The following is a 26,421-nucleotide window of genomic DNA, read 5'->3' as shown; positions in this document are numbered from 1 at the left end:
ACGGAGGTGGCGATGCGTGACCGCGACGACGAGGCGCTGACCGCCTGGGCGCTGGCCGCGGGCGGTGGGGACGCCGAGGCGGTGGACCGGTTCATCCGGGCGACCCGCACCGATGTATGGAGGTACGTCTCCCGGCTGAGCGACGACCCGCAGTCGGCGGACGACCTGGTCCAGGAGACCTACCTGCGGGCGCTGCGCGGCCTGCCGAACTTCGAGGCCCGGTCCTCCGCCCGTACCTGGCTGCTGTCGATCGCCCGCCGCGCCGTGGTGGACCGGCTGCGCTGGAACGCGGCCCGGCCCCGGCTCTCGGACACCGACGACTGGCAGGCGGTGGCCGAACGCACCCAGGCCCGCGGCCTGCCCCAGCTCGGCTTCGACGAGGGCGTGGCGCTGTCGCAGCTGCTGGCCCTGCTGCCGTACGAGCGGCGTGAGGCGTTCGTCCTGACGCAGCTGCTGGGCCTGCCGTACGCGGAGGCCGCGGTCGTCGCGGGCTGCCCGGTGGGCACGGTCCGCTCCCGCGTCGCACGCGCCCGCGAGGCGCTGATCGCGCAACTGACGACGGCGGAACGCGACGCGGCGGGCGGAGCGGCCACGCAGGCCACGGAGGCCACGCAAGCCATGCCAGTCACGGCGGGCACGGCCGCGGCCGGAGCCGGCCCCGCAGCGGCGCCGGGACGGCGCGACCGGGTACCGGCGCTCGCGGGATCCCGCTGACGAAGGGGAGAGGCGAGTGGGGCCACGGGACGCGGAGGCGCGCCTGTGGCCCCACTCGCCGCACGGGGTCGCTGCCCTGCCATACGCGCGGCTCGGCCGTACGCGCGGCTCGGCCGTACAAGGGGCCCGCCTGTTACACCGAGCCCTGCCGTACACGCTGTCCGGCCGGTACACGGAGCTCGGCTGCTACACGGGACACCGTCAGCCACGTACGGCACACCGCTGCGGCCGTCATTGTCACTGGCGCGCAGTACGGTCCCGTCATGGCAGCCAGCATCGATCTGACCCTCGACTGCGTGGACGCGCGGCTCCTCGCCGACTTCTGGAAGACGGCGCTGGGCTACGTCGACGAGCCCCCGCCCCCGCCCTTCACGACACGCGAGGAGTGGCTCGCGCAGTTCGACCTGCCGGAGGACGACTCCGCGGACGACGGGGCCTGGCTCTGCGACCCCGACGGCGCCGGCCCCCGACTGTCCATCCTCAAGGTCCCCGAGCCGAAGACGGCGAAGAACCGGCTTCATATAGACATCCGGGTGCCCGGACACGGCGGTCCCGAGGAGCGGTGGGCGCGGATCAGGGCGGAGGTCCGCCGGCTTGTGGCGGCGGGCGGGAGCGTCCTGGAGGAGGTCGACGGGCACCATGTCGTGATGGCCGATCCCGAGGGCAACGAGTTCTGCGTCGCCGCGGCCCCGGCCTGAGAGACAGCGGTGTGCGCCGGACGCGTCAGAGCTGTCCCGGGCGGATGACGACCGCCTCCACGCGCACCTGCCCGCTGTCGCGGAAGTGCAGGACGAACGGCACACGCTCGCCCACGCGCAGCCGCGGCGGGTCCTCCACCATGACGTCCACCCCGGACGCGGACATCCGTACGGTGCCGCCCGCAGGGAGGGCCACCGACGGGACCATCCGCATGGTGCCCGCGCCCTTGCGCACGACTGTGCGGCTCAGCATGGCGCGGCCCGTCTCCGGCGAGGTGACGCGCACGAGCTCGTCGTCCGCGCCGCCGTCGTTGCGCAGGTCGAAGAAGGCGGCGGTCACGTCGGGGTTCGTCGGCACCAGCATGCGCGCCGCGAGGACCGACGGCTCGGCGGGGCTGCCCGCGGCTCCGGTCGCGGTCCACGCCGTGAGCCCGGCCAGGGCGAGGACGCTCGCGGCGACGGGGGCGAGGGCGGCTCGTGCGGCGGTCAGATCGGTCATCATCGCCCCCAGGCGGTGTCGGTGGATGCCCCCGGACGCGTACGCGTACTCGTGCCTGCCGGGCGGCGGGTGCGGTGGCCCGCGGCGCCGCCGGACGCGGACGGCCGCCAGCCGCGCAGCCGCAGGCTGTTCCCGACCACGATCACCGAGCTCGCGGACATCGCGGCGGCGGCGACCATCGGGTTGAGCCAGCCGACGGCGGCCAGCGGGATGGTCACCAGGTTGTAGCCGAACGCCCAGGCCAGATTGGTGCGTACGGTGCCCAGGGTGCGGCGGGCCAGCCGTACCGCGTCGGCCACCGCCGCCATGTCCTCGCGCACCAGCGTCACGTCGGCGGCGCCGATGGCCGCGTCCGTACCGCTGCCCATGGCGATGCCCAGGTCGGCCCCGGCGAGTGCCGCGGCGTCGTTGACGCCGTCGCCGATGACGGCGACCCGGTGGCCGCGCTCGCGGAGGGCGCGGACCAGCTCCGCCTTGCCTTCCGGGGTGGTACGGGCGTGCACCTCGTCGATGCCGAGCCGCTCGGCGACGGCGCGGGCGGCGGCCTCGCTGTCGCCGGTCGCGAGCACCGGCCGCAACCCGAGCCGCTTGAGGTGGTGCACGGCGCGGTAGCCGCCGGAGCGGAGCGTGTCGCCGAGCGCGATCACGGCCTCGGGGCGACCGTCCACCCGCACGACGACGGCCGTGTGCCCGGCGGCTTCGGCGGCCGCCACGGCCGCGGCCAGCTCATGCGGCAGCGCACCGCCCTCCGGAGTGTCGCCCCGGCGCGGCCCCGAACCACCCACGCGCGCGGGGGCGCCCGCCGCGACGGAGCCGTCCGCCGCCTCCGGCCCGGCAGCGCGGGCACCAGCCTTCGGCTCCGACGGCGAGCCGACCGGGTCCGGCCCGACCGCGTCCGGCTCGACCGCGCCAGGCTCGACCGTGTTCGCCCCGGCCGCCGCAGGCTCGTCGGGCCTACGCCCCTCCGCGCCGACGGGCAGACGTCCCTCGACGGGCGGGGGCGTGGCGGGGCGCTCCCCGCAGGGCGCGCCCGGTTCCGACGGCACGCCGGGCCCGGCAGTCGTCTCCGCGTCCGGGCGTACGACCGCCACCCGCCGGCCCGAGACGTCGCCGCTGACGCCGAGGCCCGGCGTCGCCGTGAAGTCCGCGACCGCCGGGAGTTCGTCCTCCGGCGCCGTGCGGCGGGCGTGGGCGGTCACCGCGCGCCCCACCGGATGCTCGGAGCCCTGCTCGACCGCGCCCGCCAGCCGGAGCGCCGTCTCCCCGCCGATCCCGTCCGGGCGGGCCGTCACCTCCAGCACGTCCATCGCGCCGTGCGTCAGCGTGCCCGTCTTGTCCAGTACGACGGTGTCCACCCGGCGCAGGCCCTCCAGCGCCTGCGGCCCGCTGACCAGGATGCCCAGTTGCGCACCGCGGCCGGTGGCCGCGAGCAGGGCCGTGGGCGTGGCCAGGCCGAGGGCGCACGGGCAGGCCACGACCAGGACCGCCACCGCCGCGGTGACCGCCGCCTGCGGGTCGGCGCCCGCGCCGAGCCAGAAGCCGAGGACGGTGACGGCGACCGCCAGCACGGACGGTACGAACACCGCGGCGACCGCGTCGGCCAGCCGCTGCACCCGGGCCTTGCCCGCCTGCGCGTCCGCCACCAGCCGGGAGATCCGGGCCAGTTGGGTGTCGGCGCCGACCGCCTCGGCCCGCACCTCCAGCAGGCCCCCGGAGTTGACCGCCCCGCCGACGACCGCCGAGCCGGGCCCCACCTCCACCGGTGCGCTCTCGCCGGTGACGAGCGACAGGTCCAGCGCCGAACCGCCGTGCGTGACGACGCCGTCGGTGGCCACGCGCTCCCCGGGGCGTACCACGAACCGGTCGCCGACCCGCAGCCGTTCGACGGGCACCCGGCGTTCGGTGCCGTCCGCGTCCAGTACGGCCACGTCCTTCACGGCGAGGGAGGCCAGGGCGCGCAGCGCGGACCCCGTACCGCGCCGGGCGCGCCCCTCCAGCAGCCGCCCCGCCAGCACGAACAACGTCACGCCGACCGCCGCTTCGAGGTACACGTGCGCGGTGCCGCCCGAGGCGGACGGCAGCAGGGAGAACGGCATCCGCATGCCCGGCTCCCCGGCCCCGCCGAGGAACAGCGCGTACGCCGACCAGCCGAAGGACGCGACGACTCCCAGCGACACCAGCGTGTCCATCGTCGCCCCGCCGTGCCGCAGACCCCGCAGCGCCCGGGCGTGGAACGGCCAGGCCCCCCACACCGCGACCGGGGCGGCGAGGACGAAGCACAGCCACTGCCAATTGCGGAACTGCAGGGCCGGGACCATGGACAGCACGAGCACGGGGACCGACAGCAGGGCCGTGACCAGCAGCCGCGACCGCCCGACCGGATCGGCCCCCGGCGCGGCGTCGTCGTCGGCGGTGGCAGCGGGGGACTTCTCGCGCGGCGGGAGCGCGGCGGTGAACCCGGCCGCCTCCACCACGGCCACCAGTTCCTCGACACCCACCCCGGCGGGATGGCTGACCCGCGCCCGGCCGGTGGCCAGATTGACGGTGGCGCTGACCCCTTCGAGCCTGCCCAGCTTCCGCTCCACCCGCCCCACGCACGCGGCGCAGGTCATCCCGCCCACCACCAGCTCGGTGGTGACGGCCGGGGCGGGGGCGACGGGCGCGCTCACCGGCCCGCGCCCATGTCGCGCATGCCATGCGTGCCGTGCATGCCGCCCATGCCTCCGGAGCCCCCCGAGCCGCCGCTGCCGCCCTTCTCGTGCAGGCCAGGGGCCACCGGGCCCACGGCCGAGCCCACGGCGTACGCGATGCCGAACATCGCGGCGAGCAGCAGGAGGAATCCCGTCAGAACGACGGTCGGACTGTGCTGGCGTGAGGTCATCGCCGCTCCAGAAAAGCAGTCAGCTGGGGAAGTCAGCCGGTAATGGGGGAGCGGCCATCGTGACACGCCCGAGACCCCGTACCCGCGCCTTCACTCACCAGATGACACGTGAGGATTCTCCTCCTCGCGCCCGGGAACCAGCGCCCCCGCGCGGCCGACTTCCTGAGGATGCCGGACCGCCGTACGGCCCGCCTCACCCCTTCTCACCGGCACCGCCCACCCCTTCTCACCGGCACCGCGGACCTCCGCAAGGCCGTCCCACCGGCACCGCGGACCGTCGGGAACTCACCCGCCCTTCTGTACGACTTCTTCGGGGACCCACGACCTCCGAGGAGCCGCAGCCGTGTCCCTGCCCGACCCGATCCCCTTGCTCGGCCGCGCGTACAAGCGCGATCCCTACCCGCTGTACGAGCGGCTGCGCGCCGCCGGGCCCATCCACCGGGTGCGCTTCCCCAGCGGTGTCGCCGCGTGGCTGGTCACCGGTCACCGGGCCGCGGTGCAGACACTCGCCGACCCCCGGCTGGGCAAGAACCACGACCTCGGCAACGACCGCTGGCGCGAACGCGCCTCGATCATGCCCGAACCGCAGCACTCCCAGCTCCAGGTGCACCTGCTGCACCAGGACCCGCCCCGGCACACCGCGATGCGCCGCCTGATCCTCGACACCTTCGCGCCGCGCCGCGTCGAGGCGATGCGCCCCCGCTTCCAGGAGATCGCCGACGAACTGGTCGACGCCATGCCGCCGGTCTCGGGAGCCGGGGACGGCGCCGATCTCGTACGGTGCTTCGCCGCCCGCTTCCCCTTCCTCGTCCTGGCCGAGGTCATCGGCCTGCCGCCGCACCTGGCCGCGGCGTTCCGCCGCGAGTGGGGCAAGGTCGTCCAGCCGGTCGGCCCGAAGGACCCGGGCCGCCCCGCCTACGAGGCGCTGCTGCGGGGCCTGCAGGGGTACATCGCCGAGGTCGTCCAGGAGAAGCGGCGGCGGCCCGCGGACGATCTGCTGACCCGGCTGGTCACCGCCTGCGAAGGCGGCGAACTGACCGCGGAGGAACGGGACTCCATGGTCTTCCAGCTCCTCGTCGCCGGTCAGGAACCGGTCACCAACCAGATCACCACCGCCCTGATGGCCTTGTTCCGCCACCCCCGGGCCCTCGACCGGCTCCGCGCCGAACCGGAGATCCTGCCCCGCGCGGTGGAGGAACTGCTCCGCTACGACGCCGCGTTCGAGCTCACCACCTGGCGCTTCCTCGCCGAGGACGCGGACCTGCACGGCACCCGTGTCCCGGCGGGCGACTCCGTGATCGTCTCGCTGTGCGCCGCCAACCGGGATCCGGAGCGGTTCGCCGACCCCGACGCCCTCGACCTCGACCGGGCCACCGGCTCCCACCTCGCGTTCGGCCACGGCATCCACTTCTGCCCCGGTGCCGCGCTCGCCCGTGTCGAACTCCAGGTCGCCATCGGGACCCTGCTCGCCCGGCTGCCCGGCCTGCGGCTCGCCGTGCCGGACGAGGACATCGAGTGGATCCCCGCCGTCCTCGGCCGCGGCACCCCGTACCTGCCCGTCGCCTACGAACCGCGTGCGTGCCCCCGTGACCGTGACTGACACCATCGTGACCGAGACCGCCGTGACTGACACCGCCGTAGCCCACGCCGCCGTGACCGACACCGCCGTGACCGACACCCTCCGTACCAGCGCCCGCATCCTCGCGCTCCTGCTGCCGCACCGAAGAGCGGCGGACCCGGCCACGGACACCGCCCCCTTCACGGGGCACCCGGGCGGCCCCGAAGACCCCGGTCACCCCGGCTACGCCGAACAGCTCCGCCAGATCGGGCAGTTCGTCCGCGCCGGGGAACCGGTCGTCCTCACCCTCCCCGGCTTCCCCTGCAAGTCGCCCAACCCCGCCAAGGTGCTCGGCCACCTCCCCGACGAGGGCGAGCGACTGTCGCTCGTCTTCCTGGACCGGCTGTGCGCGCGGATCGGCGAGGTGTACGCGCCCGGCGCGCGCATGCTCATCTGCTCCGACGGCCACGTCTTCGGCGATCTGATCCGGGTCCCCGACGCGCACATCGACGCGTACGCCGACGAACTGCGCGCCATGATCGGTGACGCCGGCCTGACCCGCCTGTCCACCTTCGACCTGCGCGAGGTGTACGGCGACCTGCCGTACGACACCAAACGCGCACGGGTGGACGAGGCGTACGGCCCCGCCGCCGACACCCTGCGCGCCGAGGTCCGCACCGACGAGGACACGCTCCGCCTCTACCGCGGCATCACCCGCTTCCTGGTGGAGGACACGGCCGGATTCAACGGCACCCGGTCCGCCCTCCAGCGCGAGTGCCGGACCCGCGCCTACGCGGTGATCGGGCGCAGCCGCGCGTGGGGCGAGCTGATCGCCGACCACCATCCGCGCTCGGTGCGGCTGTCGATCCACCCGCAGCGGTACGGCTCGGCCAAGTTCGGCATACGGCTGCTGGACTCCGCCGACATCTGGGCCACGCCCTGGCACACGGCGGTGCTGCGCCGCGCCGACGGCCGACGGCAGCTGATGCGGCGCGCCGACGCGGAGCGGCTGGGACGGCTGGTGCTGCGCGGGGGCCGTCCCAGCCACTTCGAAGCCGTCTAGGCGGTGTCCTGTGGACCAGGCGATCCACAGGACACCGCCTCGTCCCGCTTCGCCGGCTCGCGGTGGCCGAAGGCGATCGCCGGCTCGCGGTGGTCGAAGGCGATCAGCGGGTCACCGGTCAGCGGATGGTCCACCACCGCCGCCCGCACCCCGAACACCTCGGCCAGCAGCTCCGGCGTGAGCACCTCGCGCGGCGCGCCGGAGGCCACCAGCGCGCCGCCGTGCAGGACGTGCAGCCGGTCGCACACCGAGGCCGCCGCGTTCAGGTCGTGCAGCGCCAGCAGGGTCGTACGGCGCTGCCGGCGCAGCAGGGCGAGCAGCTCCACCTGGTGCAGGACGTCGAGGTGGTTGGTCGGTTCGTCCAGCACCAGGACGTCCGGGGCCTGGGCCAGCGCGCGGGCCAGCAGCACGCGCTGCCGCTCGCCGCCGGACAGCGCCGAGAACCGCCGCCGCTGCTGCCCGCCGTCCATGCCGACCTGGGTCAGCGCCCGCCCGATCGCGTCCCGGTCGCCGTCGTCGTCGGCGGCGAACGCCCGCTTGTAGGGCGTACGGCCCATCGCGACGATCTCCCGCACCGTCAGCTCGAAGTCGCTGCCGCGCTCCTGCGGCAGGGCGGCGACCCGGCGGGCGGACTCCACCGCGGACAGCTCCCGCAGATCCGCCCCGCCGACCAGCACCCGCCCGGCGCACGGGGCGAGATGGCGGTAGACGGTCCGCAGGACGGTGGACTTGCCGCTGCCGTTGGGCCCGACGAGCCCCGCGATCTCGCCCTCCTTCGCGATCAGGCCGACGCCGCTGACCACGGTCCGGCCGGACAGCGCCACGGACAGGTCCTCGATGTCGATCCTCATGACCCCTCCAGGTCCTTCACGGCCGCTCCAGTCAGGTCCTTCACGGCCGCTCCAGCCGCCGGTCGAGCAGATACAGCAGGGCGGGCGCGCCGATCAGCGAGGTGACCACGCCGACCGGCAGCTCCTGGTCGGGCAGCGCCGTACGGGCCACCAGGTCCACCACGACGAGCAGCACCGACCCCGCGAGCGCGGAGATCGGCAGCAGCCGCCGCATGTCGCCGCCGACCACCAGCCGGCAGGCGTGCGGCACCATCAGCCCCACGAACCCGATGGCCCCGGAGACGGAGACCAGGACGCCGGTGAGCACACTGGTCACCACGAACAGCTCACGGCGCAGTCCGGTGACCCGCACGCCCAGGCTCGCCGCCGTCTCGTCCCCCATCAGCAGGGCGTTGAGCGCGCGGGCCCGCGCCTGGAGCGCCAGCAGGCCCGCCGCCACGGTGACGGTGGGCACGGCCAGGGTCTCCCACTGCGCCCCGCTCAGGTTGCCCATCAGCCAGAACAGCGCTCCGTGGGTCTGCTGCTGGTCGTTCGCCTGGAGCACCAGGTAGTGGGTGAAGCCGGCCAGGAACTGGCCGACGCCCACCCCCGCGAGCACCAGCCGCAGCGGCGAGAAACCGCCGCCGCGGCGGGCCATCGCCCACACCAGTGAGAAGGCGGCCAGCGCCCCCGCGAACGCGGCCGCGGACAGCCCGAGCCCCAGCACCCCGCCCGCCCCGGCGCCGAGCACGATCGCGGCGACGGCGCCCAGCGAGGCGCCCGAGGAGATCCCGAGCAGGTACGGGTCGGCGAGCGGGTTGCGCACCAGCGCCTGGACGGCCGTACCGACCAGGCCCAGGCCCGCGCCGACCACGGCCGCCAGCAGGGCCCGCGGCAGCCGCAGCTGCCACACGATCAGATCCAGGGTGCCCGGGACCGGTTCCCGCCCGGTGATGCCGCGCCCCACGGCCGACCACACATCCCGCAGCGGCACGTCGGTGGAGCCGAGCGAGACGGCCGCGGTGAGCGCGGCGAGCAGCGCCGCGCCCAGTGCCGCGCCGACCCACCCGGCCCGTATCCCGCGCCGCGCCTCGGTCGCGACGCCGGCCACTACTTCACCCGGTCCGGGTAGAGGGTGTGGGCGATCTCGCGGACCGTGTCGGCGCTGCGCACCCCGCCGATCGTGGTGGCCTCCGAGCCGACCCGCAGGAAGCGGCCCTCCTTGACGGCCTTCAGCCCCTTGGTGGGACCGTAGGAGCGCAGGAAGTCGGCGGCTTCGTCGAACGCCTTGTCGTTGGCCGCCTCGCTGCCGCGGTTGCGGACCCCCAACTGGATCCAGTCCGGGTTCTTGGCGACCACGTCCTCCCAGCCCGCCGGCTTGAAGTCGCCGTCGCAGTCGGCGAAGACGTTCCGCGCCCCGGCCTGGGTGATGACCGCGTTGGCGACCTGCCTGTTGCAGACCGCGACCGGCTGCTTGGTGCCCGCGTCGTAGTCGAAGAAGAAGTACGAGGGCCGCTTCGCCTCCGGGACGTCCGCGAGCGCCTTGCGGACCGCCGCGGTCTTCTTCCGCATGCCCGTGACGAGTTCGGCCGCGCGGCGGGAGGTGCCGGTGACCCGGCCCAGCTCGGTGATGTCCTCCTCCACTCCGGACAGGTCGGTCAACGGCTTGTCGCGCTGTGCCGCGCACGCGGTGGAGTGCAGGAACATGTGCTTGATCCCGGCGGCCTCGAACTCCTCCGGCCGGGGGCCCTCGCCCGCGCCGCCCATCATGTCCATGGACGCGAACGAGTCGATGTACAGGTCCGCGCCCGAGCCGAGCAGCCTCTCCTTGCCGATCACCGTGCGGCCCAGCACCGGCACCTTCGCGGCCTTGCCGGCGAACTGCTCGGGCATCGTGCCCTTGCCGGGCGGGAAGCCCGTACCGACCACCTTGTCACCCGCGCCGAGCCACATGAGCATCTCCAGGCTGGAGGCGTTGCTGGTGACGATCTTCCCGGGCGGCCCGTCGAACGTGGTCTCCGCGCCCCCGCAGTCGGTCACCGTCACCGGGAAGCCGGAGCCGCCGCCCTTGGCCGACTTGCCGGTCGAGCCGTCGCCTCCACCGCCGCAGGCCGTGACGGACAGGGCGACGGCGGCGAGGACACCGCACAACACGCGTGGGCGCATGGAACATCTCCTGGAGATCGCAACTGGCTGCCGGGCCCGCCGCTGCGGACCCGGACCAGGTAGTCGGCCGCCACCCCCGCCCGGTTCCCGCCGCGGCAACCGGGATCCGGACATTTCCCGGGACAGCGGATGCGGCGCACCGTACGCTGCCCTCGTCCCAACGATCATGAAGGAGCCCGATGAACAGCGAGCAGCTCGTGCCCATGCCCACGGACTGGCGGCGCGCCCTGGCGATCGTCGCCCACCCCGACGACCTGGAGTACGGCGCGTCCGCGGCCATCGCCTGCTGGACCGACGCCGGACACGAGGTGGCCTACCTGCTCGCGACGGTCGGGGAGGCCGGGATCGACGGGATCGCCCCCGCCGAGTGCGGCCCGCTGCGCACCCGGGAGCAGATCGCGAGCGCGGCCGTGGTCGGGGTGTCGTCGGTGGAGTTCCTGGGGCACCGCGACGGTGTGATCGAGTACGGCACGGCGCTGCGCCGCGACTTCGCCGCCGCCATCCGCCGCCACCGCCCCGAACTGGTGCTGACGCTCAACCACCACGACACGTGGCAGGGCGGCGCCGCGTGGAACACCCCCGACCACCGGGCGGTGGGCCGCGCGGTGCTCGACGCGGTCGGTGACGCGGGCAACCGCTGGATCTTCCCCGAGCTGACCGAGGAGGGACTGGAGCCCTGGAACGGGGTGCGGTACGTCGCGGTGGCGGGCTCGCCGCGGCCCACCCACGCGGTCGACGCCACGGCGGGCGTGGACCGGGCCGTACAGTCGCTGCTGGCGCACCGCACGTACATCGAGGCGCTCACCGACGAGGACCCGGAGACCTACAGCCGCGCCTTCCTCGACGGCACCATGACGGCGGCCGCGCAGCGGTTCGGCGGGCGGCCCGCGGTCGCCTTCGAGGTGTTCAGCCGCTGACCCGCCCGGTGGCCGAGCCGTCCTCACGGCGGGCCCCGTCCGGCCCGTCCGGCGGCGGGCCGTCCGCGGAGGGCCCGGACCCGGCGGTGGCGCGTTCCATGACCAGAGCCGCCGCGTCGTCCTGGAGCTCTCCACCGGTGTGCGCGTCGAGGTCGGCCCGCAGCCGCGCCAGCAGCTCCGGGGTGGGCAGCGAGGCCCAGCCGCCCAGCCGGTCCGCCAGCGGGTAGAACGTGCCGTCGGGGGCGCGTGCCTCGGTCACCCCGTCGGTGCACGCGAAGATCCGGGAGCCGGCCGGGACCAGCACCCGCTGCACCGAGCGCGGCCGCTCCAGCAGGTCGCCGAGCCCCAGCGGCAGCCCCGGGTTCTCCGGCTCCAGCTCGCGGACCGTGCCGTCGGCCCGGATCACGAACGGGGCCAGATGGCCGCAGTCGACGAAGAGCAGCGGCACGGCCTGGGCGGCCCGCGCGACCTGGTCGTCCTGCTGTTCCACACCGAGCACCAAGGCGGTGACGAACCGCTCCCAGGCGCCGTCGTCGTCCGCGTCCTCGCCCGTGGAGCGGGTGTAGCGGCGCAGCCCCTGCTCCATGGCGTCCACCCCGCTGGTCAGACTCCGCCGGTAGAACGCGGCCTCGCGGAACGCGGTGAGCACCGCGGCGCCCGCGCCCAGCGTCCGCAACCCCTTTCCCTGGACGTCGCCGATGAGCACCCGGGTGCCGTACGGCGTCTCCACGACCTCGTAGATGTCGCCGCCCACCAGCGCGTCGCGCTGCGAGGAGACGTAGAAGCCGTCCACGACCACGTCGTTGCTGCGCAGCGGGAGCCGGCGCAGCAGGGCGCGCTGGGCCGCCTCGCCGGTGACCCGCAGCCGCTCCAGCAGCTCGTCGCGCTCCCGCAGCAGCCGGGCGACCGCGATGCTGGCGCCCGCCAGCAGGGCGTTGCCGAGGACCGCCGAGACCCGGTTGACCGTGTTCGGGTCGTCCGGGGAGAGGCCGCTGAGACCGGCCATGATGACGAAGTCGATGACGGCGACGACGACGGCCTGCCGATAGGTGCACAGCGCGGCCGCCACCAGCGGCGCGAGGGCCGCGTACACATCGAGCCGGATGTCCTGCGGAGTCAGCCGGTCGATCAGCACGGCCACGCCGATGTACACGAGCAGCGCCACGAAGATGCTGTTCGCCAGGCCGCGGGTGCGGAACCTCAACGGCACGGTTGCGGAACCTCCGCCTCCGGATGTGGGACGGTCCCAGGTTCGCACGGCCGCGGCCCGGCGGCTACCGCACGGCCGCCGGGCACGAGTCGACACGGCGGACGGGCCGGAGGGGCCGGCACGCCGCCGCGCCGACGCGCCGGACGGGCCCGGAACCGAGCCCGTCCGGCGCGGCGGGGACTACCCGATCGCCTTGATCAGTTCGCCGTCGGGGGTGTCACCGCTGAGCTCCCAGAAGAAGGTGCCGCCCAGCCCCTGTTGCTGCTTGTAGTCCATCTTCCCGGCGATGGTCGCGGGGGTGTCGTAGCTCCACCACTGGTCTCCGCAGTGCGCGTACGCGGTTCCGGCGACCGTTCCGGTGGCCGGGCACTTCCCCTTGAGGACCTTGTAGTCCTCGATGCCCGCCTCGTACGTACCGGGGGCCGCGCCGGTGGCCGTGCCGCCCGGCTCCTGCTGGGTCACGCCGGTCCAGCCGCGTCCGTAGAAGCCGATGCCCAGCAGTAGTTTCTCGGACGGAATGCCCAGCCCCTTGAGCTTCTTGATCGCCGCGTCGGTGGTGAAGCCCTCCTTCGGCAGGCCGTTGTAGGAGGTCAGCGGGGAGTGCGGGGCGGTCGGCCCCTTGGCGTCCCAGGCGCCGAAGAAGTCGTATGTCATCGGGTTGTACCAGTCCACGTACCGGGCCGCGCCCGCGTAGTCGGCGGCGTCGATCTTGCCCCCGGGCGAGGCGTCGGCGGTGATCGCGGCGGTCACCAGGTTGCCGGAGCCGAACTTCGTGCGCAGCGCGGACAGCAGGTTCGTCAGGGCGTCCTTGCCGCTGGTGTCGCAGGTCGCGCCGCAGGCGTTGGGGTACTCCCAGTCGATGTCGATGCCGTCGAAGACGTCGGCCCAGCGCGGGTCCTCGACCAGGTCGTGGCAGGACTGCGCGAAGGCGGCCGGGTTCTTCGCGGCCTCGCCGAACCCGCCGGACCAGGTCCAGCCGCCGAACGACCAGATCACCTTGAGGTCCGGGTGCAGCTTCTTGAGCTTGCGGAGCTGGTTGAAGTTGCCGCGCAGCGGCTGGTCCCAGGTGTCGGCCTTGCCGTCGACGCTCTGCTCCGCGCTGTAGGCCTTGTCGTAGTCGGCGTAGGCGTCGCCGATGGTGCACTTGCCGCCCTGCACGTTGCCGAAGGCGTAGTTGATGTGCGTGAGTTTGGCGGCCGAGCCCGATGTCTCGATGTTCTTGACGTGGTAATTGCGCTGGTAGACGCCCCAGTTGGTGAAGTAGCCGACGACCTTGCCGGCGGCGGCGGTGCCGGTACGGGCCGGGGTACGGGCGCTCTCGCCGGCCGACGCGGACGCCGAGCCGGCGAGCAGGGCGGCGGCCAGCGCCGCCGTACACAGTGCCGCGAGGGCGGCGAGCAATCGGCGTGGTCCGATCATGGGTTCTCCTCGTGGGGGTGGGAGAGTGGGGGTAAGCGGACGCGGGCGCGACAGAACGCGCCCAAAATTGACATGAACGCGTGGAACCGTGCGGGAAACCGTAGGAGGACTAGACCAGTGCGGTCAATGGTTCGAACCAATCTGGCTGAGACCGGCGGCGTGGTTGAAGATTGATTGACCGGTGACGTCGGGCCGCTGATCGGGCATACTCCAACTCGCCACAGCCGCAGGTCACCGCCCTCCGCGACCCGGTGGGAGAAGATCGGCTGGGCAAGTCAGACCGGCGGCGCCGCCACACCCTCGGCCCGCGCCGTCCCGCGCCCGACAGGAGGAGAGCGCCGCGATGACCGAGCACGGCCGGCAGCCAGTGGAACGCCAGCTGCCCACGGAGGAAGCCCGGGACCTGATCGCGCTCGTGCGCGAGCTGGCCGACCGGGAGATCAGGCCGCACACCGCCGAGGAGGAGGCAGCCGGCCACTTCCCGCGGCCGTTGTTCAAACTGCTCTCCGAGTCCGGGCTGCTGGGACTGCCCTACCCGGAGGAGTTCGGCGGCGGCGAGCAGCCGTACGAGGTCTACCTCCAGGTCCTCGAAGAGCTCGCCGCGGCCCGTCTGACCGTCGGCCTCGGCGTCAGCGTCCACACCCTCGCCTGCCACGCGCTGGCCACCTTCGGCACCAAGGAGCAGCGCGCCGAGCACCTGCCCGCGATGCTCGGCGGCGGCCTCCTCGGCGCGTACTGCCTCTCCGAGCCCGCCTCCGGCTCCGACGCGGCCAGCCTGCGCACCCGGGCCGAACGGGACGGTGGCACCTGGACCGTCAACGGCACCAAGGCGTGGATCACCCATGGCGGTGTCGCCGATTTCTACACCCTCCTCGCCCGCACCGGAGCCGAGGGCGCCCACGGCATCACCGCCTTCCTCGTCCCCGGGGACGCCGCCGGGCTCTCCGCCGCGGCCCCCGAGCGCAAGATGGGCATGAACGGCTCGCCCACCGCCCAGCTCCACTTCGACGGCGTACGGATCTCCGACGACCGCCGGCTCGGCGGCGAGGGACAGGGCTTCACCGTCGCCCTGTCCGCCCTCGACTCGGGCCGTCTCGGCATCGCCGCCTGCGCGATCGGCGTGGCGCAGGCCGCCCTCGACGAGGCCCTGGTCTACACCGCGGAGCGCCGCCAGTTCGGCCGGCCGATCGCCGACTTCCAGGGCCTGCGCTTCATGCTCGCCGACATGGCCACCCAGATCGAGGCCGGGCGCGCCCTCTACCTGGAGGCCGCCCGCCGCCGCGACACCGGCCTGGCCTACTCCAAGCAGGCGGCCATGGCCAAGCTGTTCTGCACCGACGCCGCGATGCGCGTCACCACCGACGCGGTCCAGCTCCTCGGCGGCTACGGGTACACCGCCGACTTCCCGGTCGAGCGGCTGATGCGCGAGGCCAAGGTGCTGCAGATCGTCGAGGGCACCAACCAGATCCAGCGCGTGGTCATCAGCCGGCACCTGGTGGGCCCCGAGAGCCGCTGACTCCTCCGGGGCCCTGCCCCGGACCTCACCCGGACCCCGCCGGACCTCCGCCTCGGACGCGGCGCCCGCGACGCTCCGCCTCGGGCGCCGGCCAGGCGTCGGAACGGCTCGCCGCCGCGCCGTTCGCCGGCCGCGCCGGGGGCCTGGCGGGGGGCCGGGCGCGGCCCCTGGCGGCGGGCTTCACCGCGCGTTCAACTCCGCGCCCCCGCCGCCCACTTACGCGGTACCGCCCCGTTCCCCGGCGAGCACCTGCGGGTGCGGGCGGTCCCGGAGCTCCAGTCGGCGGCTACGACCGGCCCGGACGCATGTCCGGTACCCGCATCGGGCGCGAACCCGGGCCGCCGATGTGCGAGAACGGCTGGGTCCGCCAGTCCAGGCTCTCCGGCAGGGTCAGCAGCAGCGCCGCGTCCTGCTCCTGGGCGTCCAGAGAGTCGTCCGCGGGCGCGGCGTCCGCCGCCGCCCGGCTCGTGCCGGGGCACACGGTGAGTCCGAACGGGTTCCACGGGGAGGGGCACAGCGCGTGCTCCGGCAGGACGTCCTCGTCCGCCAGCAGCGCGATCGGCCGCGCACAGTCCGGGCAGGTCACCCGGAACATCTCGTAGGTCTCGTACGTATCGTTGTCGCCCTCGTCGAGGCGCTCAAGGTTGGGCATGTCGTTCTCCCCCTCGGATGGGCCGGAAACCGCTGCGGTCGCGACCACAGCAAGCATTTCCCGTGGCGCCCGGCGCGTAATCGCGGCACTCCGGGGGACGCAGGCCAGCCCCTGTGGTGTTCGTCACATGCCCGGTGCAGATGCTCCGAGCATCGCGGTATGTCCGCTCTGTACTCCGGATCGCGTTCCGGCTGTGCCGGAACCTCCCGGACACCATAAGGTGATCCGCTGTGGAGGAGTTGGACCGACAGATCGTGGAACTGCTCGTCAAGGACGGGCGGATGAGCTACACCGACCTGGGCAAGGCCACCGGCCTGTCCACCTCGGCGGTGCACCAGCGCGTCCGCCGCCTGGAACAGCGAGGGGTCATCCGCGGCTACGCCGCCGTCGTCGACCCCGAGGCCGTGGGCCTGCCGCTGACCGCGTTCATCTCGGTCAAACCCTTCGACCCCAGCGCACCCGACGACATCGCCGACCGGCTCGGCGACGTCCCGGAGATCGAGGCCTGCCACAGCGTCGCGGGCGACGAGAACTACATCCTCAAGGTGCGCGTCGCCACGCCCCTGGAGCTCGAACACCTGCTGACCCGGATCCGTTCGCTGGCCGGGGTCTCCACCCGTACGACCGTCGTGCTGTCGACCCCGTACGAGGCCCGCCCGCCGCAGGTGTGAGCCGAGAGGCCACACTGGACCCCATGACCGAACGCACCACCCCCCGTGCCCAGGGCAGTGCCGCCCCGGGCGCCCGCGTCCAGGACGCTTCCGCCCCCGGCGGCCCCGGCCGTCAGGACGACGACAGCGGCCGCACCGTCCTGCTGCGCGGCGGCGAGGTGCACAGCCCCGCCGACCCCTTCGCCACCGCCATGGTCGTCGAGCGCGGCACCGTCGCCTGGGTGGGCTCCGAAGGCGCCGCGGACGCCTTCGCCGACGGCGTCGACGAGGTCGTCCACCTGGAGGGGGCGCTGGTCACCCCCGCGTTCACCGACGCGCACGTCCACACCACCGCCACCGGCCTCACTCTCACCGGGCTGGACCTGACTTCCGCCCGTACCCTCGCCGAGGCCCTGGACCTGGTCCGCGCCCACGCCGCCGCCCACCCCGCCGACCCGGTGCTGCTGGGCCACGGCTGGGACGCCGCCCGCTGGCCCGAGCAGCGCCCGCCGTCCCGCGCGGAACTCGACGAGGCCGCCGCCGGCCGCCCGCTGTACTTGTCCCGGATCGACGTCCACTCCGCCGTGGTCACCACCGCCCTGCTTGACCGCGTACCCGGCGTCAGCGGCCGTCCGGGCTTCCGCGACGACGCGCCGCTGACCGCGGACGCCCACCACGCCGTGCGCGCCGCCGCGCTCGCGAGCGTGAGCCCCGCCCAGCGCGCCGCCGCCCAGCGCGCCGCGCTCGCCCGCGCCGCCTCCCTGGGCATCGGCTCCCTGCACGAGTGCGCCGGTCCGGCGATCTCGAGCGAGGACGACTTCACCGGGCTGCTGGCGCTGGCCGCCGAGACGCCGGGACCGCGCGTGGTCGGCTACTGGGCCGAGGCCGCGACCCGCGCCGCCGACCTGGACAAGGTGCGCGAGCTGGGCGCCGCCGGCGCGGCGGGCGACCTGTTCGTCGACGGCGCGCTCGGCTCGCACACCGCCTGCCTGCACCAGCCCTACACCGACGCCGCGCACACCGGCACCGCCTATCTCGACGCCGCCGCGGTCGCCGCCCACGTCACCGCCTGCACCGAAGCCGGGCTCCAGGCCGGTTTCCACGCCATCGGCGACGCCGCCGTCGGCACCGTCGTCGCGGGCGTACGGGCCGCCGCCGACACACTCGGCCTGGCCCGCGTGCGCGCCGCCCGGCACCGGGTCGAGCACGCCGAGATGCTCACCCCCGAGACGGTCGCCGCCTTCGCCGAACTCGGCCTCACCGCCTCCGTCCAGCCCGCCTTCGACGCGGCCTGGGGCGGCGAAGACGGGATGTACGCGCAGCGGCTGGGCCGGGAGCGGGCCCGCACCCTCAACCCGTACGCCGCCCTGCTGCGCGCGGGCGTCCCCCTCGCACTCGGCTCCGACAGCCCCGTCACCCCCCTCGACCCGTGGGGCACCGTCCGCGCCGCCGCCTTCCACCGCACCCCCGAGCACCGGATCTCGGTCCGCGCCGCCTTCACCGCGCACACGCGCGGCGGATGGCGGGCGATCGGCCGGGACGACGCGGGTGTGCTGGTGCCCGGCGCGCCCGCCGACTACGCGGTGTGGCGGACGGGCGAACTGGTCGTCCAGGTCCCGGACGACCGCGTCGCCAACTGGTCGACCGATCCCCGCTCCGGCACCCCCGGCCTGCCCGACCTCACTCCCGGCGGCCCGCTGCCGGTCTGCCTGCGCACGGTGGTGGGCGGACGTACGGTCTACCGGGGGCCGAACGAGTGACGTACGGCCCGCCCGTACCGCCGAACGACGTGCCCTTCACGAGTCCGCCTCGCTGAACACCGTCCGTACTGACCTGGTCCTTTGGGGAAACGGCGCAGGTCGTGCGGCTGTTGACAGGGTGCGGGCGGCGGCCGGTAGGTTCGGCCGGGTCCACCACAGGACGTCCGGCCGGGCAGTCTCCACGCAGTCGTCGCACGCCGCTGGGCCACGGGGTGGCGTACCGCGCCGGTACGCCATCGCTGGGAGCCAGGTCCAGTGCACGGGGGCGAGGGAGAGATCACCGGGTCGGCAGGTGCGACCCGGGAGGGGCCCGGACGCTCAGTAGACAACGGCTCTCGGTCGACCCGCAGCCAGCGGGTCCCAGGTCGGCCCGAAGGGCGCCGGGCGCCTCCGCGCGCTGCGCGCGCCCACCCCGAATCCGCACCCGGTGCCGTCGCGTGCGCCGCGATGGCTCCTCTCTCCCACCGCCCCCGAGACTGCCGTGTGTTGTGGAGGCATCGGGCGTGCCGTGCGGCCCCGTCCCTGCGGCTCGGAGTCAGCCTGCGGCCGGTACGGGCCTCCGGCCCGGTTTCCGGATCGGCCCCGGTCCCGACGCCGTCGGCCTCCCAACCGGCTCGGGCCCGGGGGCGGCGCCGGGGAGCCTCCCCGGGCCCGCCCCCGGAGCCTCGGCGCATGCCTGACGCGACCGTAGGCACGCGTCGGGCGCAGGCGGACGCCGCCGGGCGCAGCCCGACGCTGCCGAACGCGAACGGACGCTGCCAGGCACGGCCCGCAGCCGCAGGCGTCCGCGTGGCCGCCGCCCGCGCAGACGCCGCGGTGGAAGCGGGGAACCCCCTTCGCCGCTCACGCGTTGCCCACCTCGGGGCCACATCCCGCGCCGCGCGTTGTACGGTCGCCTCACCAGCTCACGACCTGCAGGAAGGCCGCGCCCGTGCACTCGGGACCCGAGACCACCGCCGATGCCGCCAGCGGCGGCACGGCCGCCGACCGGCCGGAGGAGCCGCGCGCGGCGGCCGCCGACGCGGCCCACGGCGACGCCGTAGCGCCCGAGCGCCCGCGGACCGGGCCCGCCTCGTCCGGCGCGGCGCAACCGGTGGCAGCGCGCCCCAAGGGCGGCGCGTACGACGCGACGGCCGCCTCCGCCGAGGACATCGCGCGCGACGGCACAGCCGCGTCCCCCGAGGGTGCCGCGTCCGTCAACGGCCCCGCCCGCGTCGCGGCGGGCGCTTCCGCGTCTGTCAAGGCGTCTGCCAAGGCCGCCGCGTCCGCCGACGTCACCGCGCTCGCTGATGCCGGTACCGGTACCGGTACCGGTACCGGTACCGATGCCGATGCCGTGCCGCCCGTCGGAGACTCCGCGGGCGCGGCGTCCGTCGTCGCAGTGCCGCCCGCCGCGGCCACGGCGCCGCGGCCCGGGCGGCGGCAGCGGCTCGCCGGGTTCGCGCGGCGCGAGTGGCGGCGCAGCGCGCTCGCCGCGGCCGCCGGGCTCGCGCTCGGCCTCGCCTTCCCGCCGTACGACCTGTGGCCGCTGTCGCTCGCCGCCGTCGCCGCGCTGAGCCTGCTCACCCGCGGACGTACGGCGCGGCAGGGCGCCTGGACCGGCTTCGCCTTCGGCCTGCCGTTCCTCGTCCTGCTCCTCAAGTGGCTGAACGTCGTCGGCTGGGACGCGGTGGTGGGCCTGTCCCTCATCGAGGCGCTGTTCTTCCTGCCGCTGGGCGCCGGGCTCGCACTCACCTCCCGGCTGCCGCTGTGGCCCCTGTGGGCCGCCTGCCTGTGGGTGGCGGAGGAGTGTGTCCGCGACCGGGCTCCGTTCGGCGGCTTCCCCTGGGGGCGGCTGGCGTTCGCCAACACCGGATCGCCGTACACGCCGCTCGCCGCGCTCGGCGGCGCTCCGCTGGTGACCTTCGCCGTCGCCCTCACGGGGGCTCTGCTGGCGGCCGTGGGGCTCGCGGCGTGGCGGGCACGGGCGGGCGGGGACGGGAAGCGGCGCGGCCGGGTGGCGCTGGGCGCGGCCGGGGCGATGGGTCTGGCCGCGGCCGTGACCGCCGCCGGGTACGCGGTACCGGTGCCCACGGACGCCGACGACACCGTCGACATCGCCATCATCCAGGGCAACGTGCAAAAGCCCGGCATGGACTTCCTCGGCCGCCCCCTGAAGATCCTCAACAACCACGTCGAGGCGACGCTGCGGCTGGCCGAGGACGTCGACGAGGGGCGGATCAAGCGGCCCGACCTCGTCATCTGGCCGGAGAACGCCTCGGACCTGGACCCGTTCAAGTACCGGCAGGCGTACAACCGGATCGACAAGGCGGTCCGGGCGATCGGCGTCCCGGTCCTGGTCGGTGCCCTCGTCGACCACCCCACCAAGCGGGGGTACGTCGAGAACCAGGGCATCGTGTGGGACCCGAAGACCGGCCCCGGCGCCTCGTACACCAAGCAGCACCCGGTGCCGTTCGGCGAGTACGTGCCCTTCCGCGAGCAGCTCAGCAAGGTGATCAGCAGGCTGGACCGGGTGCCCCGCGACTTCTACCCCGGCGACCACACCGGCGTCCTCCAGGTCGGCCCGGCCCGGCTCGGCGACGTGATCTGCTTCGAGGTCGCCTACGACGGGATCGTTCGCGACACCGTGAACGCCGGGGCCCGTGCGCTGGTCATCCAGACCAACAACGCCACCTACGGCCGCAGCGGCCAGCCCGAGCAGCAGCTGGTGATGTCCCGGCTGCGGGCCATCGAACACGGGCGTGCCGTCGTGACCGCGGCCCCCAGCGGCATTAGCGCGGTCGTCGCGCCGGACGGCACCATCGAGCAGCGAACGAAGGAATTCACCCAGGATGTCCTGACCGCCCAGATCCCGTTGCGTGATGACATCACGGTGGCGGACAGAGTCGGCGCCGCGCCCGAGTGGGTCCTCGCTATGGTGGGCGTTCTGTCCTGCGCGGCCGCGATCATGTTGGGCCGTCGAGGACGTACGGACGAGAAGGGGCAGTAATCCGTGAGCGACGCACGCGAGGCCGACGAGCCGCGCCGCAGCACGAAGCAGGAACGGTCAGAAGCGGCGAGCGAAAGCGGTCAGCGGACGTTCGGACCGCTCGGCTCGACCTTGGTGATCATCCCGACCTATAACGAGGCGGAGAACATCAGGCCGATCGTCGAGCGGGTCCGTGCCGCCGTGCCCGAGGCGCACGTCCTGGTGGCCGACGACAACAGCCCGGACGGCACCGGCAAGATCGCCGATGAGCTCGCGGGCGAGGACGACCACGTCCAGGTCCTGCACCGCAAGGGCAAGGAAGGCCTTGGTGCCGCCTACCTCGCCGGGTTCCGCTGGGGCATCGACAACGGCTACGGCGTCCTGGTGGAGATGGACGCCGACGGCTCGCACCAGCCCGAGGAGCTGCCCCGGCTGCTGACCGCGCTCAAGGGCGCGGACCTGGTGCTCGGCTCCCGGTGGGTGCCCGGCGGCCGGGTGGTGAACTGGCCCAAGTACCGGGAGTTCCTCTCCCGCGGCGGCAGCACCTACTCCCGGCTGCTCCTCGACGTCCCGATCCGGGACGTCACAGGCGGCTTCCGGGCCTTCCGCAAGGAGACCCTGGAAGGCCTCGGCATGGACGCCGTCGCGTCGCAGGGCTACTGCTTCCAGGTCGACCTGGCCTGGCGCGCGTTGAAGGCGGGCTTCCATGTGGTCGAGGTGCCCATCACCTTCGTCGAGCGTGAGCGCGGCGACAGCAAGATGAGCAAGGACATCGTCGCCGAGGCGCTGTGGCGGGTCACGTCCTGGGGCGTGGGCTCGCGCGTGAACCGGGTGCTGGGGCGGAAGCCGGACCAGCCCTCCTAGCGGCGGTCGGCGCGGGGCCGGGGTCGTCCGGGCGGGGCGCTGCCACAGCGCCCGCCCTGGGGCGCGGTCCGGGCGGGGGCCCAGGCACACTGGGGACATGACGACCGGCGTACCGCATCATTTCGATCCTCCTCCGGGCTCCTCTCACAGCGCGCCCCAGGGGGACTCCCGGCGCCCCAGACGCTCCCGTGCCCGGACCTTCGTACCGCTGGGCATCGCGGCGTGGCTGGTGCTGGAGATCTGGCTGCTGACGGTGGTGGCCGACGCGGCGGGTGGACTGACGGTCTTCCTGCTGCTGGTCGCCGGCCTGGTGCTGGGCTCGATCGTGATCAAGCGGGCCGGCCGGCGAGCCTGGCAGTCGCTGACCGGGTCGCTGCAGCAACCCGGCGCGGTCCGCCCGGAGGAGGCCGGACGCGCGGCGCCCGGTACCGGCAATTCCCTGATCATGCTCGGCGGGCTGCTGCTGATGCTGCCGGGCCTGGTCTCCGACGCCGTCGGGCTGCTGTGCCTGTTCCCGCCGACGCGGACGCTGCTGCGGCGCTGGGCGGAGCGGGCGCTGGAGCGCCGGATGCGGGCGATGGTGCCCGGCTCGGTCCAGGACGCCTTCGAGCAGGCCCGTATGCGGCAGCCCGAAGGGAAGGTCGTCCCGGGCGAGGTCATCAGGGACGACGACGCGGCGCGCGGCGAGGACGGATCGCGCGGTGAAGGCCGCCAGGATCCTCCGCTGACCCGCTGACCCGCTGACCCGCTGACCCGCTGACCCGCTGACCCGCTGACCCGGGTGTCCCAAGGCTTCACGATGGCGCGGGGCTCACGAAGACGCGGGGCTCACGAAGGCACGCAAGGGCCGGGGCCGCTGCTCAGCAGCGGCCCCGGCCCTTGATCGTTCCCTCCGCCGTCAGGCGGACTTGCGGGTGTCCCGCGGATGCACGGCGATGTTCATGGCACCGGAGCGCAGGACCGCCAGCCGTTCGGCCAGCACCTCCTCCAACTCCTCGCGGGTGCGCCGCTCCATGAGCATGTCCCAGTGCGTACGCGCGGGCTTGCCCTTCTTCTCCTCGGGGCCATCGCCATCCACAAGGAGTGCCGTGGCGCCGCAGGCCTTGCACTCCCACTCCGGCGGGATCTCCGCCTCTACTGAGAACGGCATCTCGAATCGATGGCCGTTCGGGCATGCGTACTCCACCGCCTGGCGCGGGGCCAGATCGATGCCGCGGTCGGTCTCGTAGCTGGTCACCACGAGTCGCGTGCCGCGAAGAGCTCGCTCACTCATGCTTCGTGCCTCCCGGGCTTGTCGCCCACAGGACAGGTGTCGCTGTCGTCGTCATCCGGTCAACGTCCGGTCGGCGGTGAAGATTCCCGTACTGGGACATGCGTCGCCCGTCGTGCCGCCCCGTTGTTCTACCCACAGGCGCCCGGTTTGTCACATCTGGCAGCAGATGTCACCCAGCGTTTTCGGTACTTTAGCGCGCAGTAACGGTCCGCCTGGTAGGCCAAGGGCGTACACTACCGCTCCTCACCCGTAACCTCTAAATCCGGTCCGGAGCAGGGTCCTCCGCGGAGTCCGTCGGGGCGGTCCCGCGGGTCACCACGGGCGAGGCCGCGGCCTCCCGGTCGAAGCGGCTGAAGATCCGCAGGAAGAACTGGGACAGCGGGCCGATGGCCAGGGCGTACAGCACGGTTCCCACGCCAACCGAGCCGCCGAGCAGGAAGCCGGTCGCCAGCACCGTCACCTCGATGCCGGTCCGCACCAGCCGGATGGACCGCCCGGTGCGCTTGTGCAGCCCCGTCATCAGTCCGTCCCGCGGCCCGGGGCCGAAACGTGCCGAGATGTACAGGCCCGTCGCCACGCCGTTGAGCACGATCGCCGCGATGAGCAGCGGGATGCGTATGGCCAGGGAGTCCGGCTCGGGCAGGAGCCACAAGGTCGCGTCCACCACGAGGCCGATCACGAGGACGTTCGAGACCGTCCCCAGGCCCGGCCGCTGCCGCAGGGGAATCCACAGCAGCAGGACCGCGGCGCCGACCGCGATCGTCACCGTGCCGAAGGACAGCGGCGTGCGCTCGGTGATGCCCTGGTGGAAGACGTCCCAGGGGTCGAGCCCGAGGGTGGCGCGCAGCTGCATCGCCATGCTCGCCCCGTAAATGACGAGACCTGTGTACAGCTGGACGAGACGACGGGTGAGGTGCGACCCCCCTGGTGTGGACAACTGCGGCTCCTCGGTTCTGGTTCGACGGCTCGAACCTTTCGGCGCGAAGGACTCGAAAAACTCCAAAAAAGGGGGCGACTGGTGACAGTGGCCCACGGCATGTCACTCTTGACCAAGAGATCAGTCCAGTTCCATGGCCAATTCCGGGAAGGTGGACCGCACGAGATGAGTCCGTGGACCTCAGCGGTCGGCGCACCGCAGCTCGCCCGCCTGCTCCAGTCGCAGCACACGAGGGAGGCCACCGCCCTCTCCGGCGGTCGGCGCCTCCCCGCCTACCGCGCGCTCGCCGACGGCGTGCGGCTGCTCGTCCTCGAAGGCCGTGTCCCGGTCGCGGCCAGGCTGCCCGCCGAACGGGAGCTGGCCGCCGCGCTCAAGGTCAGCCGCACCACCGTCGCCACCGCCTACGAGGCCCTGCGCGGCGAGGGCTTCCTCGAATCGCGGCGCGGCGCGGGCAGCTGGACCGCCGTCCCCGCCGGGCGGCCGCTGCCCGGCCGGGGCCTGGACCCGCTCCCGCCCGAGGCCACCGGTTCGGTGATCGACCTGGGCTGCGCGGCGCTGCCCGCCCCCGAGCCCTGGCTGACCCGCGCGGTCTCCGGCGCCCTGGAGGAACTGCCGCCGTACGCCCACACTCACGGCGACTACCCGGCCGGACTCCCCGCCCTGCGCCAGGCCATCGCCGACCGCTACACCGCACGCGGCGTGCCGACCATGCCCGAACAGATCATGGTCACCACCGGCGGGATGGGCGCCGTCGCCGCCACGTGCCGGCTGTTCGTGCGCCCCGGCGAGCGCGTCGCCGTCGAGTCCCCCTCCTACGCCAACGTGCTCCAGCTGATGCGCGAGGCCGGGGTCCGGTTGGTGCCCGTCGCCATGGCGGACCGGCTCGCCGGCTGGGACCTGCCCGCCTGGCGGCAGACCCTGCGGGACGCCGCGCCCCGCATGGCCTATGTGATCGCCGACTTCCACAACCCGACCGGCGCGCTCGCCGACGACGAGCAGCGACGGGAACTGGTGGACGCCGCGCGCTCGGCCGGTACTGTCCTCATCGCCGACGAGACCATGTCCGAGCTTCGCCTGGACGGGACCGGCGACGACGCCGCGCCCCGCCCGGTCAGCGCCTTCGACCCGTCAGGCAGCACGGTCGTCACCGTCGGCTCCGCGAGCAAGTCCTTCTGGGCCGGGTTGCGGATCGGCTGGGTGCGCGCCGCGCCGGACGTCGTCCGCAGTCTGGTCGCCGCCCGCGCGTACGTGGACCTGGGCACCCCCGTCCTCGAACAGCTCGCCGTCACCTGGCTGCTGAACACCGGCGGCTGGGACGAGGCCGTCACGTTGCGGCGCGGTCAGGCCCGGGAGAACCGCGACGCGGTCGTGGCCGCGGTCCGCCGCCACCTGCCCGACTGGGAGTTCACCGTTCCGCGCGGCGGGCTGACCCTGTGGACCCGCACCGGCGGGCTCTCCGGCTCGCGGATCGCCGAGGCGGGGGAACGGCTCGGGGTACGGGTGCCCTCCGGGCCCCGGTTCGGCGTGGACGGTGCGTTCGAGGGCTTCGTACGGCTGCCGTTCACCGTCAGCGGGGCGGTCGCCGAACAGGCCGCCACCCGGCTGGCGGCCGCGGCCCGGCTCGTCGCCACGGGTGCCGCGGCGGAGGCCGACCTGCCCCGGACGTACGTGGCCTGACCGGGCGCGCGCCTGCCGTCGGCGCCCGCGCTGGTCCTGCCGGATTACGCACCGGCCATGCCGGATTCCGCGCGGGTCCTATCGGATTCCGCGCGGGTCCGCCGGCCCCCGTGCCGAGCCGTCGGTCCCGCGAAGTCCGCGTCGGTCCCACGGGGTCCGCGCCGGTCCT

General features: G+C 74.1%; 23 protein-coding genes. 12 read left to right on the top strand and 11 right to left on the bottom strand.

Going from position 1 to position 26,421, the window contains the following annotated elements; translation table 11 throughout:
- Positions 1 to 12 precede the first annotated feature (12 nt).
- Positions 13 to 714 (top strand): sigma-70 family RNA polymerase sigma factor, encoded by a 702-nt coding sequence (locus tag ACQUSR_RS04190; protein WP_431041166.1) that lies wholly within the window; start codon positions 13 to 15, stop codon positions 712 to 714.
- 263 nt (positions 715 to 977) lie between these two features.
- Positions 978 to 1,412, top strand: coding sequence for a VOC family protein (locus ACQUSR_RS04185; RefSeq protein WP_431041165.1), 435 nt, complete (start codon positions 978 to 980; stop codon positions 1,410 to 1,412).
- A 25-nt stretch (positions 1,413 to 1,437) separates the two neighbouring features.
- Here the strand turns inward: ACQUSR_RS04185 and ACQUSR_RS04180 are convergent, their stop codons facing one another.
- Genes ACQUSR_RS04180 through ACQUSR_RS04170 form a run of 3 tightly spaced genes read right to left on the bottom strand, consistent with a single transcriptional unit; the run spans position 1,438 to position 4,792 of the window.
- A complete protein-coding gene (locus ACQUSR_RS04180; RefSeq protein WP_431041164.1) occupies positions 1,438 to 1,914 on the bottom strand; it encodes a copper chaperone PCu(A)C in 477 nt (158 codons plus the stop codon).
- On the bottom strand, positions 1,911 to 4,523 hold the full coding sequence (locus ACQUSR_RS04175) for an HAD-IC family P-type ATPase (protein ID WP_431047371.1): 2,613 nt from the start codon (positions 4,521 to 4,523) through the stop codon (positions 1,911 to 1,913). Before ACQUSR_RS04175 ends, ACQUSR_RS04180 begins: the two co-directional genes overlap by 4 nt.
- A 53-nt stretch (positions 4,524 to 4,576) precedes the next feature.
- A complete protein-coding gene (locus ACQUSR_RS04170; protein WP_431041163.1) occupies positions 4,577 to 4,792 on the bottom strand; it encodes a hypothetical protein in 216 nt (71 codons plus the stop codon).
- Between the two features lie 343 nt (positions 4,793 to 5,135).
- On the opposite strand from ACQUSR_RS04170, the gene ACQUSR_RS04165 reads away from it, so the two are divergent.
- Entirely contained in the window at positions 5,136 to 6,392 is a 1,257-nt protein-coding gene (locus ACQUSR_RS04165) for a cytochrome P450 family protein (protein WP_431041162.1), read from the top strand.
- The gene (locus ACQUSR_RS04160) at positions 6,385 to 7,413 is read left to right on the top strand and encodes an L-tyrosine/L-tryptophan isonitrile synthase family protein (protein ID WP_431041161.1); all 1,029 of its coding nucleotides are present in this window, start codon (positions 6,385 to 6,387) and stop codon (positions 7,411 to 7,413) included. The genes ACQUSR_RS04165 and ACQUSR_RS04160 overlap by 8 nt, the downstream gene beginning before the upstream one ends.
- Here ACQUSR_RS04160 and ACQUSR_RS04155 read toward each other — a convergent pair.
- The 3 genes from ACQUSR_RS04155 to ACQUSR_RS04145 are packed head-to-tail and all read right to left on the bottom strand — an operon-like array spanning position 7,410 to position 10,409.
- On the bottom strand, positions 7,410 to 8,264 hold the full coding sequence (locus ACQUSR_RS04155; RefSeq protein ID WP_431041160.1) for an ABC transporter ATP-binding protein: 855 nt from the start codon (positions 8,262 to 8,264) through the stop codon (positions 7,410 to 7,412). The two genes, ACQUSR_RS04160 and ACQUSR_RS04155, sit on opposite strands and share 4 nt — an antisense overlap.
- A 40-nt stretch (positions 8,265 to 8,304) precedes the next feature.
- Positions 8,305 to 9,354: a FecCD family ABC transporter permease gene (locus ACQUSR_RS04150; protein WP_431041159.1), complete on the bottom strand. Its 1,050-nt coding sequence runs from the start codon at positions 9,352 to 9,354 to the stop codon at positions 8,305 to 8,307.
- The gene (locus ACQUSR_RS04145) at positions 9,354 to 10,409 is read right to left on the bottom strand and encodes an ABC transporter substrate-binding protein (RefSeq protein ID WP_431041158.1); all 1,056 of its coding nucleotides are present in this window, start codon (positions 10,407 to 10,409) and stop codon (positions 9,354 to 9,356) included. Before ACQUSR_RS04145 ends, ACQUSR_RS04150 begins: the two co-directional genes overlap by 1 nt.
- Positions 10,410 to 10,588: 179 nt before the next feature.
- On the opposite strand from ACQUSR_RS04145, the gene ACQUSR_RS04140 reads away from it, so the two are divergent.
- The gene (locus tag ACQUSR_RS04140) at positions 10,589 to 11,326 is read left to right on the top strand and encodes a PIG-L deacetylase family protein (RefSeq protein ID WP_431041157.1); all 738 of its coding nucleotides are present in this window, start codon (positions 10,589 to 10,591) and stop codon (positions 11,324 to 11,326) included.
- Here ACQUSR_RS04140 and ACQUSR_RS04135 read toward each other — a convergent pair.
- Complete coding sequence (locus ACQUSR_RS04135) at positions 11,316 to 12,536, bottom strand: PP2C family protein-serine/threonine phosphatase (RefSeq protein WP_431041156.1); 1,221 nt, start codon at positions 12,534 to 12,536, stop codon at positions 11,316 to 11,318. The two genes, ACQUSR_RS04140 and ACQUSR_RS04135, sit on opposite strands and share 11 nt — an antisense overlap.
- Positions 12,537 to 12,716: 180 nt before the next feature.
- Positions 12,717 to 13,955: a glycoside hydrolase family 18 protein gene (locus tag ACQUSR_RS04130; RefSeq protein WP_431041155.1), complete on the bottom strand. Its 1,239-nt coding sequence runs from the start codon at positions 13,953 to 13,955 to the stop codon at positions 12,717 to 12,719.
- Between the two features lie 343 nt (positions 13,956 to 14,298).
- Here ACQUSR_RS04130 and ACQUSR_RS04125 point away from each other — a divergent pair, with 343 nt between their 5' ends.
- Positions 14,299 to 15,471: an acyl-CoA dehydrogenase family protein gene (locus ACQUSR_RS04125; protein WP_431041154.1), complete on the top strand. Its 1,173-nt coding sequence runs from the start codon at positions 14,299 to 14,301 to the stop codon at positions 15,469 to 15,471.
- Between the two features lie 286 nt (positions 15,472 to 15,757).
- On the opposite strand, the gene ACQUSR_RS04120 is transcribed toward ACQUSR_RS04125, so the two are convergent.
- Positions 15,758 to 16,123 (bottom strand): hypothetical protein, encoded by a 366-nt coding sequence (locus tag ACQUSR_RS04120; RefSeq protein ID WP_431041153.1) that lies wholly within the window; start codon positions 16,121 to 16,123, stop codon positions 15,758 to 15,760.
- Between the two features lie 230 nt (positions 16,124 to 16,353).
- On the opposite strand from ACQUSR_RS04120, the gene ACQUSR_RS04115 reads away from it, so the two are divergent.
- The 5 genes from ACQUSR_RS04115 (at position 16,354) to fxsA (ending at position 23,101) form a co-directional block, all read left to right on the top strand.
- Positions 16,354 to 16,794, top strand: coding sequence for an Lrp/AsnC family transcriptional regulator (locus tag ACQUSR_RS04115; RefSeq protein WP_431041152.1), 441 nt, complete (start codon positions 16,354 to 16,356; stop codon positions 16,792 to 16,794).
- A 23-nt stretch (positions 16,795 to 16,817) separates the two neighbouring features.
- Positions 16,818 to 18,533 (top strand): amidohydrolase, encoded by a 1,716-nt coding sequence (locus tag ACQUSR_RS04110; protein ID WP_431041151.1) that lies wholly within the window; start codon positions 16,818 to 16,820, stop codon positions 18,531 to 18,533.
- A gap of 1,336 nt (positions 18,534 to 19,869) precedes the next feature.
- Entirely contained in the window at positions 19,870 to 21,522 is a 1,653-nt protein-coding gene (gene lnt, locus ACQUSR_RS04105; RefSeq protein ID WP_431047369.1) for an apolipoprotein N-acyltransferase, read from the top strand.
- 111 nt (positions 21,523 to 21,633) lie between these two features.
- Complete coding sequence (locus ACQUSR_RS04100) at positions 21,634 to 22,365, top strand: polyprenol monophosphomannose synthase (RefSeq protein WP_431047367.1); 732 nt, start codon at positions 21,634 to 21,636, stop codon at positions 22,363 to 22,365.
- Between the two features lie 97 nt (positions 22,366 to 22,462).
- Entirely contained in the window at positions 22,463 to 23,101 is a 639-nt protein-coding gene (fxsA, locus tag ACQUSR_RS04095) for an FxsA family membrane protein (RefSeq protein WP_431041150.1), read from the top strand.
- A 162-nt stretch (positions 23,102 to 23,263) separates the two neighbouring features.
- Here fxsA and ACQUSR_RS04090 read toward each other — a convergent pair whose 3' ends face one another.
- Together ACQUSR_RS04090 and ACQUSR_RS04085 are read right to left on the bottom strand one after the other, a co-directional pair.
- The gene (locus ACQUSR_RS04090; protein WP_135337109.1) at positions 23,264 to 23,638 is read right to left on the bottom strand and encodes an RNA polymerase-binding protein RbpA; all 375 of its coding nucleotides are present in this window, start codon (positions 23,636 to 23,638) and stop codon (positions 23,264 to 23,266) included.
- A gap of 256 nt (positions 23,639 to 23,894) precedes the next feature.
- The gene (locus ACQUSR_RS04085) at positions 23,895 to 24,497 is read right to left on the bottom strand and encodes a YczE/YyaS/YitT family protein (protein ID WP_431047365.1); all 603 of its coding nucleotides are present in this window, start codon (positions 24,495 to 24,497) and stop codon (positions 23,895 to 23,897) included.
- Positions 24,498 to 24,740: 243 nt separating this feature from the next.
- Between ACQUSR_RS04085 and ACQUSR_RS04080 the strand changes: the two genes are divergently transcribed.
- The gene (locus ACQUSR_RS04080; RefSeq protein WP_431041149.1) at positions 24,741 to 26,252 is read left to right on the top strand and encodes a PLP-dependent aminotransferase family protein; all 1,512 of its coding nucleotides are present in this window, start codon (positions 24,741 to 24,743) and stop codon (positions 26,250 to 26,252) included.
- Positions 26,253 to 26,421 lie beyond the last annotated feature (169 nt).

Source organism: Streptomyces sp. P1-3 (genome assembly GCF_050613155.1).
Classification (GTDB): Bacteria; Actinomycetota; Actinomycetes; order Streptomycetales; family Streptomycetaceae; genus Streptomyces.
Note: the sequence above shows the minus strand (reverse complement) of the source record. Positions and strands in the feature narration are given on the sequence as shown.

Excerpts from the sequence above, each read along its gene's own strand:
- ACQUSR_RS04190 (WP_431041166.1), top strand. The coding sequence starts at position 13 with ATGCGTGACCGCGACGACGAGGCGCTGACCGCCTGGGCGCTGGCCGCG.
- ACQUSR_RS04185 (WP_431041165.1), top strand. The coding sequence starts at position 978 with ATGGCAGCCAGCATCGATCTGACCCTCGACTGCGTGGACGCGCGGCTC.
- ACQUSR_RS04180 (WP_431041164.1), bottom strand. The coding sequence starts at position 1,914 with ATGATGACCGATCTGACCGCCGCACGAGCCGCCCTCGCCCCCGTCGCC.
- ACQUSR_RS04175 (WP_431047371.1), bottom strand. The coding sequence starts at position 4,523 with ATGACCTGCGCCGCGTGCGTGGGGCGGGTGGAGCGGAAGCTGGGCAGG.
- ACQUSR_RS04170 (WP_431041163.1), bottom strand. The coding sequence starts at position 4,792 with ATGACCTCACGCCAGCACAGTCCGACCGTCGTTCTGACGGGATTCCTC.
- ACQUSR_RS04155 (WP_431041160.1), bottom strand. The coding sequence starts at position 8,264 with ATGAGGATCGACATCGAGGACCTGTCCGTGGCGCTGTCCGGCCGGACC.
- ACQUSR_RS04145 (WP_431041158.1), bottom strand. The coding sequence starts at position 10,409 with ATGCGCCCACGCGTGTTGTGCGGTGTCCTCGCCGCCGTCGCCCTGTCC.
- ACQUSR_RS04140 (WP_431041157.1), top strand. The coding sequence starts at position 10,589 with ATGAACAGCGAGCAGCTCGTGCCCATGCCCACGGACTGGCGGCGCGCC.
- ACQUSR_RS04130 (WP_431041155.1), bottom strand. The coding sequence starts at position 13,955 with ATGATCGGACCACGCCGATTGCTCGCCGCCCTCGCGGCACTGTGTACG.
- ACQUSR_RS04125 (WP_431041154.1), top strand. The coding sequence starts at position 14,299 with ATGACCGAGCACGGCCGGCAGCCAGTGGAACGCCAGCTGCCCACGGAG.
- ACQUSR_RS04120 (WP_431041153.1), bottom strand. The coding sequence starts at position 16,123 with ATGCCCAACCTTGAGCGCCTCGACGAGGGCGACAACGATACGTACGAG.
- ACQUSR_RS04110 (WP_431041151.1), top strand. The coding sequence starts at position 16,818 with ATGACCGAACGCACCACCCCCCGTGCCCAGGGCAGTGCCGCCCCGGGC.
- fxsA (WP_431041150.1), top strand. The coding sequence starts at position 22,463 with ATGACGACCGGCGTACCGCATCATTTCGATCCTCCTCCGGGCTCCTCT.
- ACQUSR_RS04090 (WP_135337109.1), bottom strand. The coding sequence starts at position 23,638 with ATGAGTGAGCGAGCTCTTCGCGGCACGCGACTCGTGGTGACCAGCTAC.
- ACQUSR_RS04085 (WP_431047365.1), bottom strand. The coding sequence starts at position 24,497 with ATGGCGATGCAGCTGCGCGCCACCCTCGGGCTCGACCCCTGGGACGTC.
- ACQUSR_RS04080 (WP_431041149.1), top strand. The coding sequence starts at position 24,741 with ATGAGTCCGTGGACCTCAGCGGTCGGCGCACCGCAGCTCGCCCGCCTG.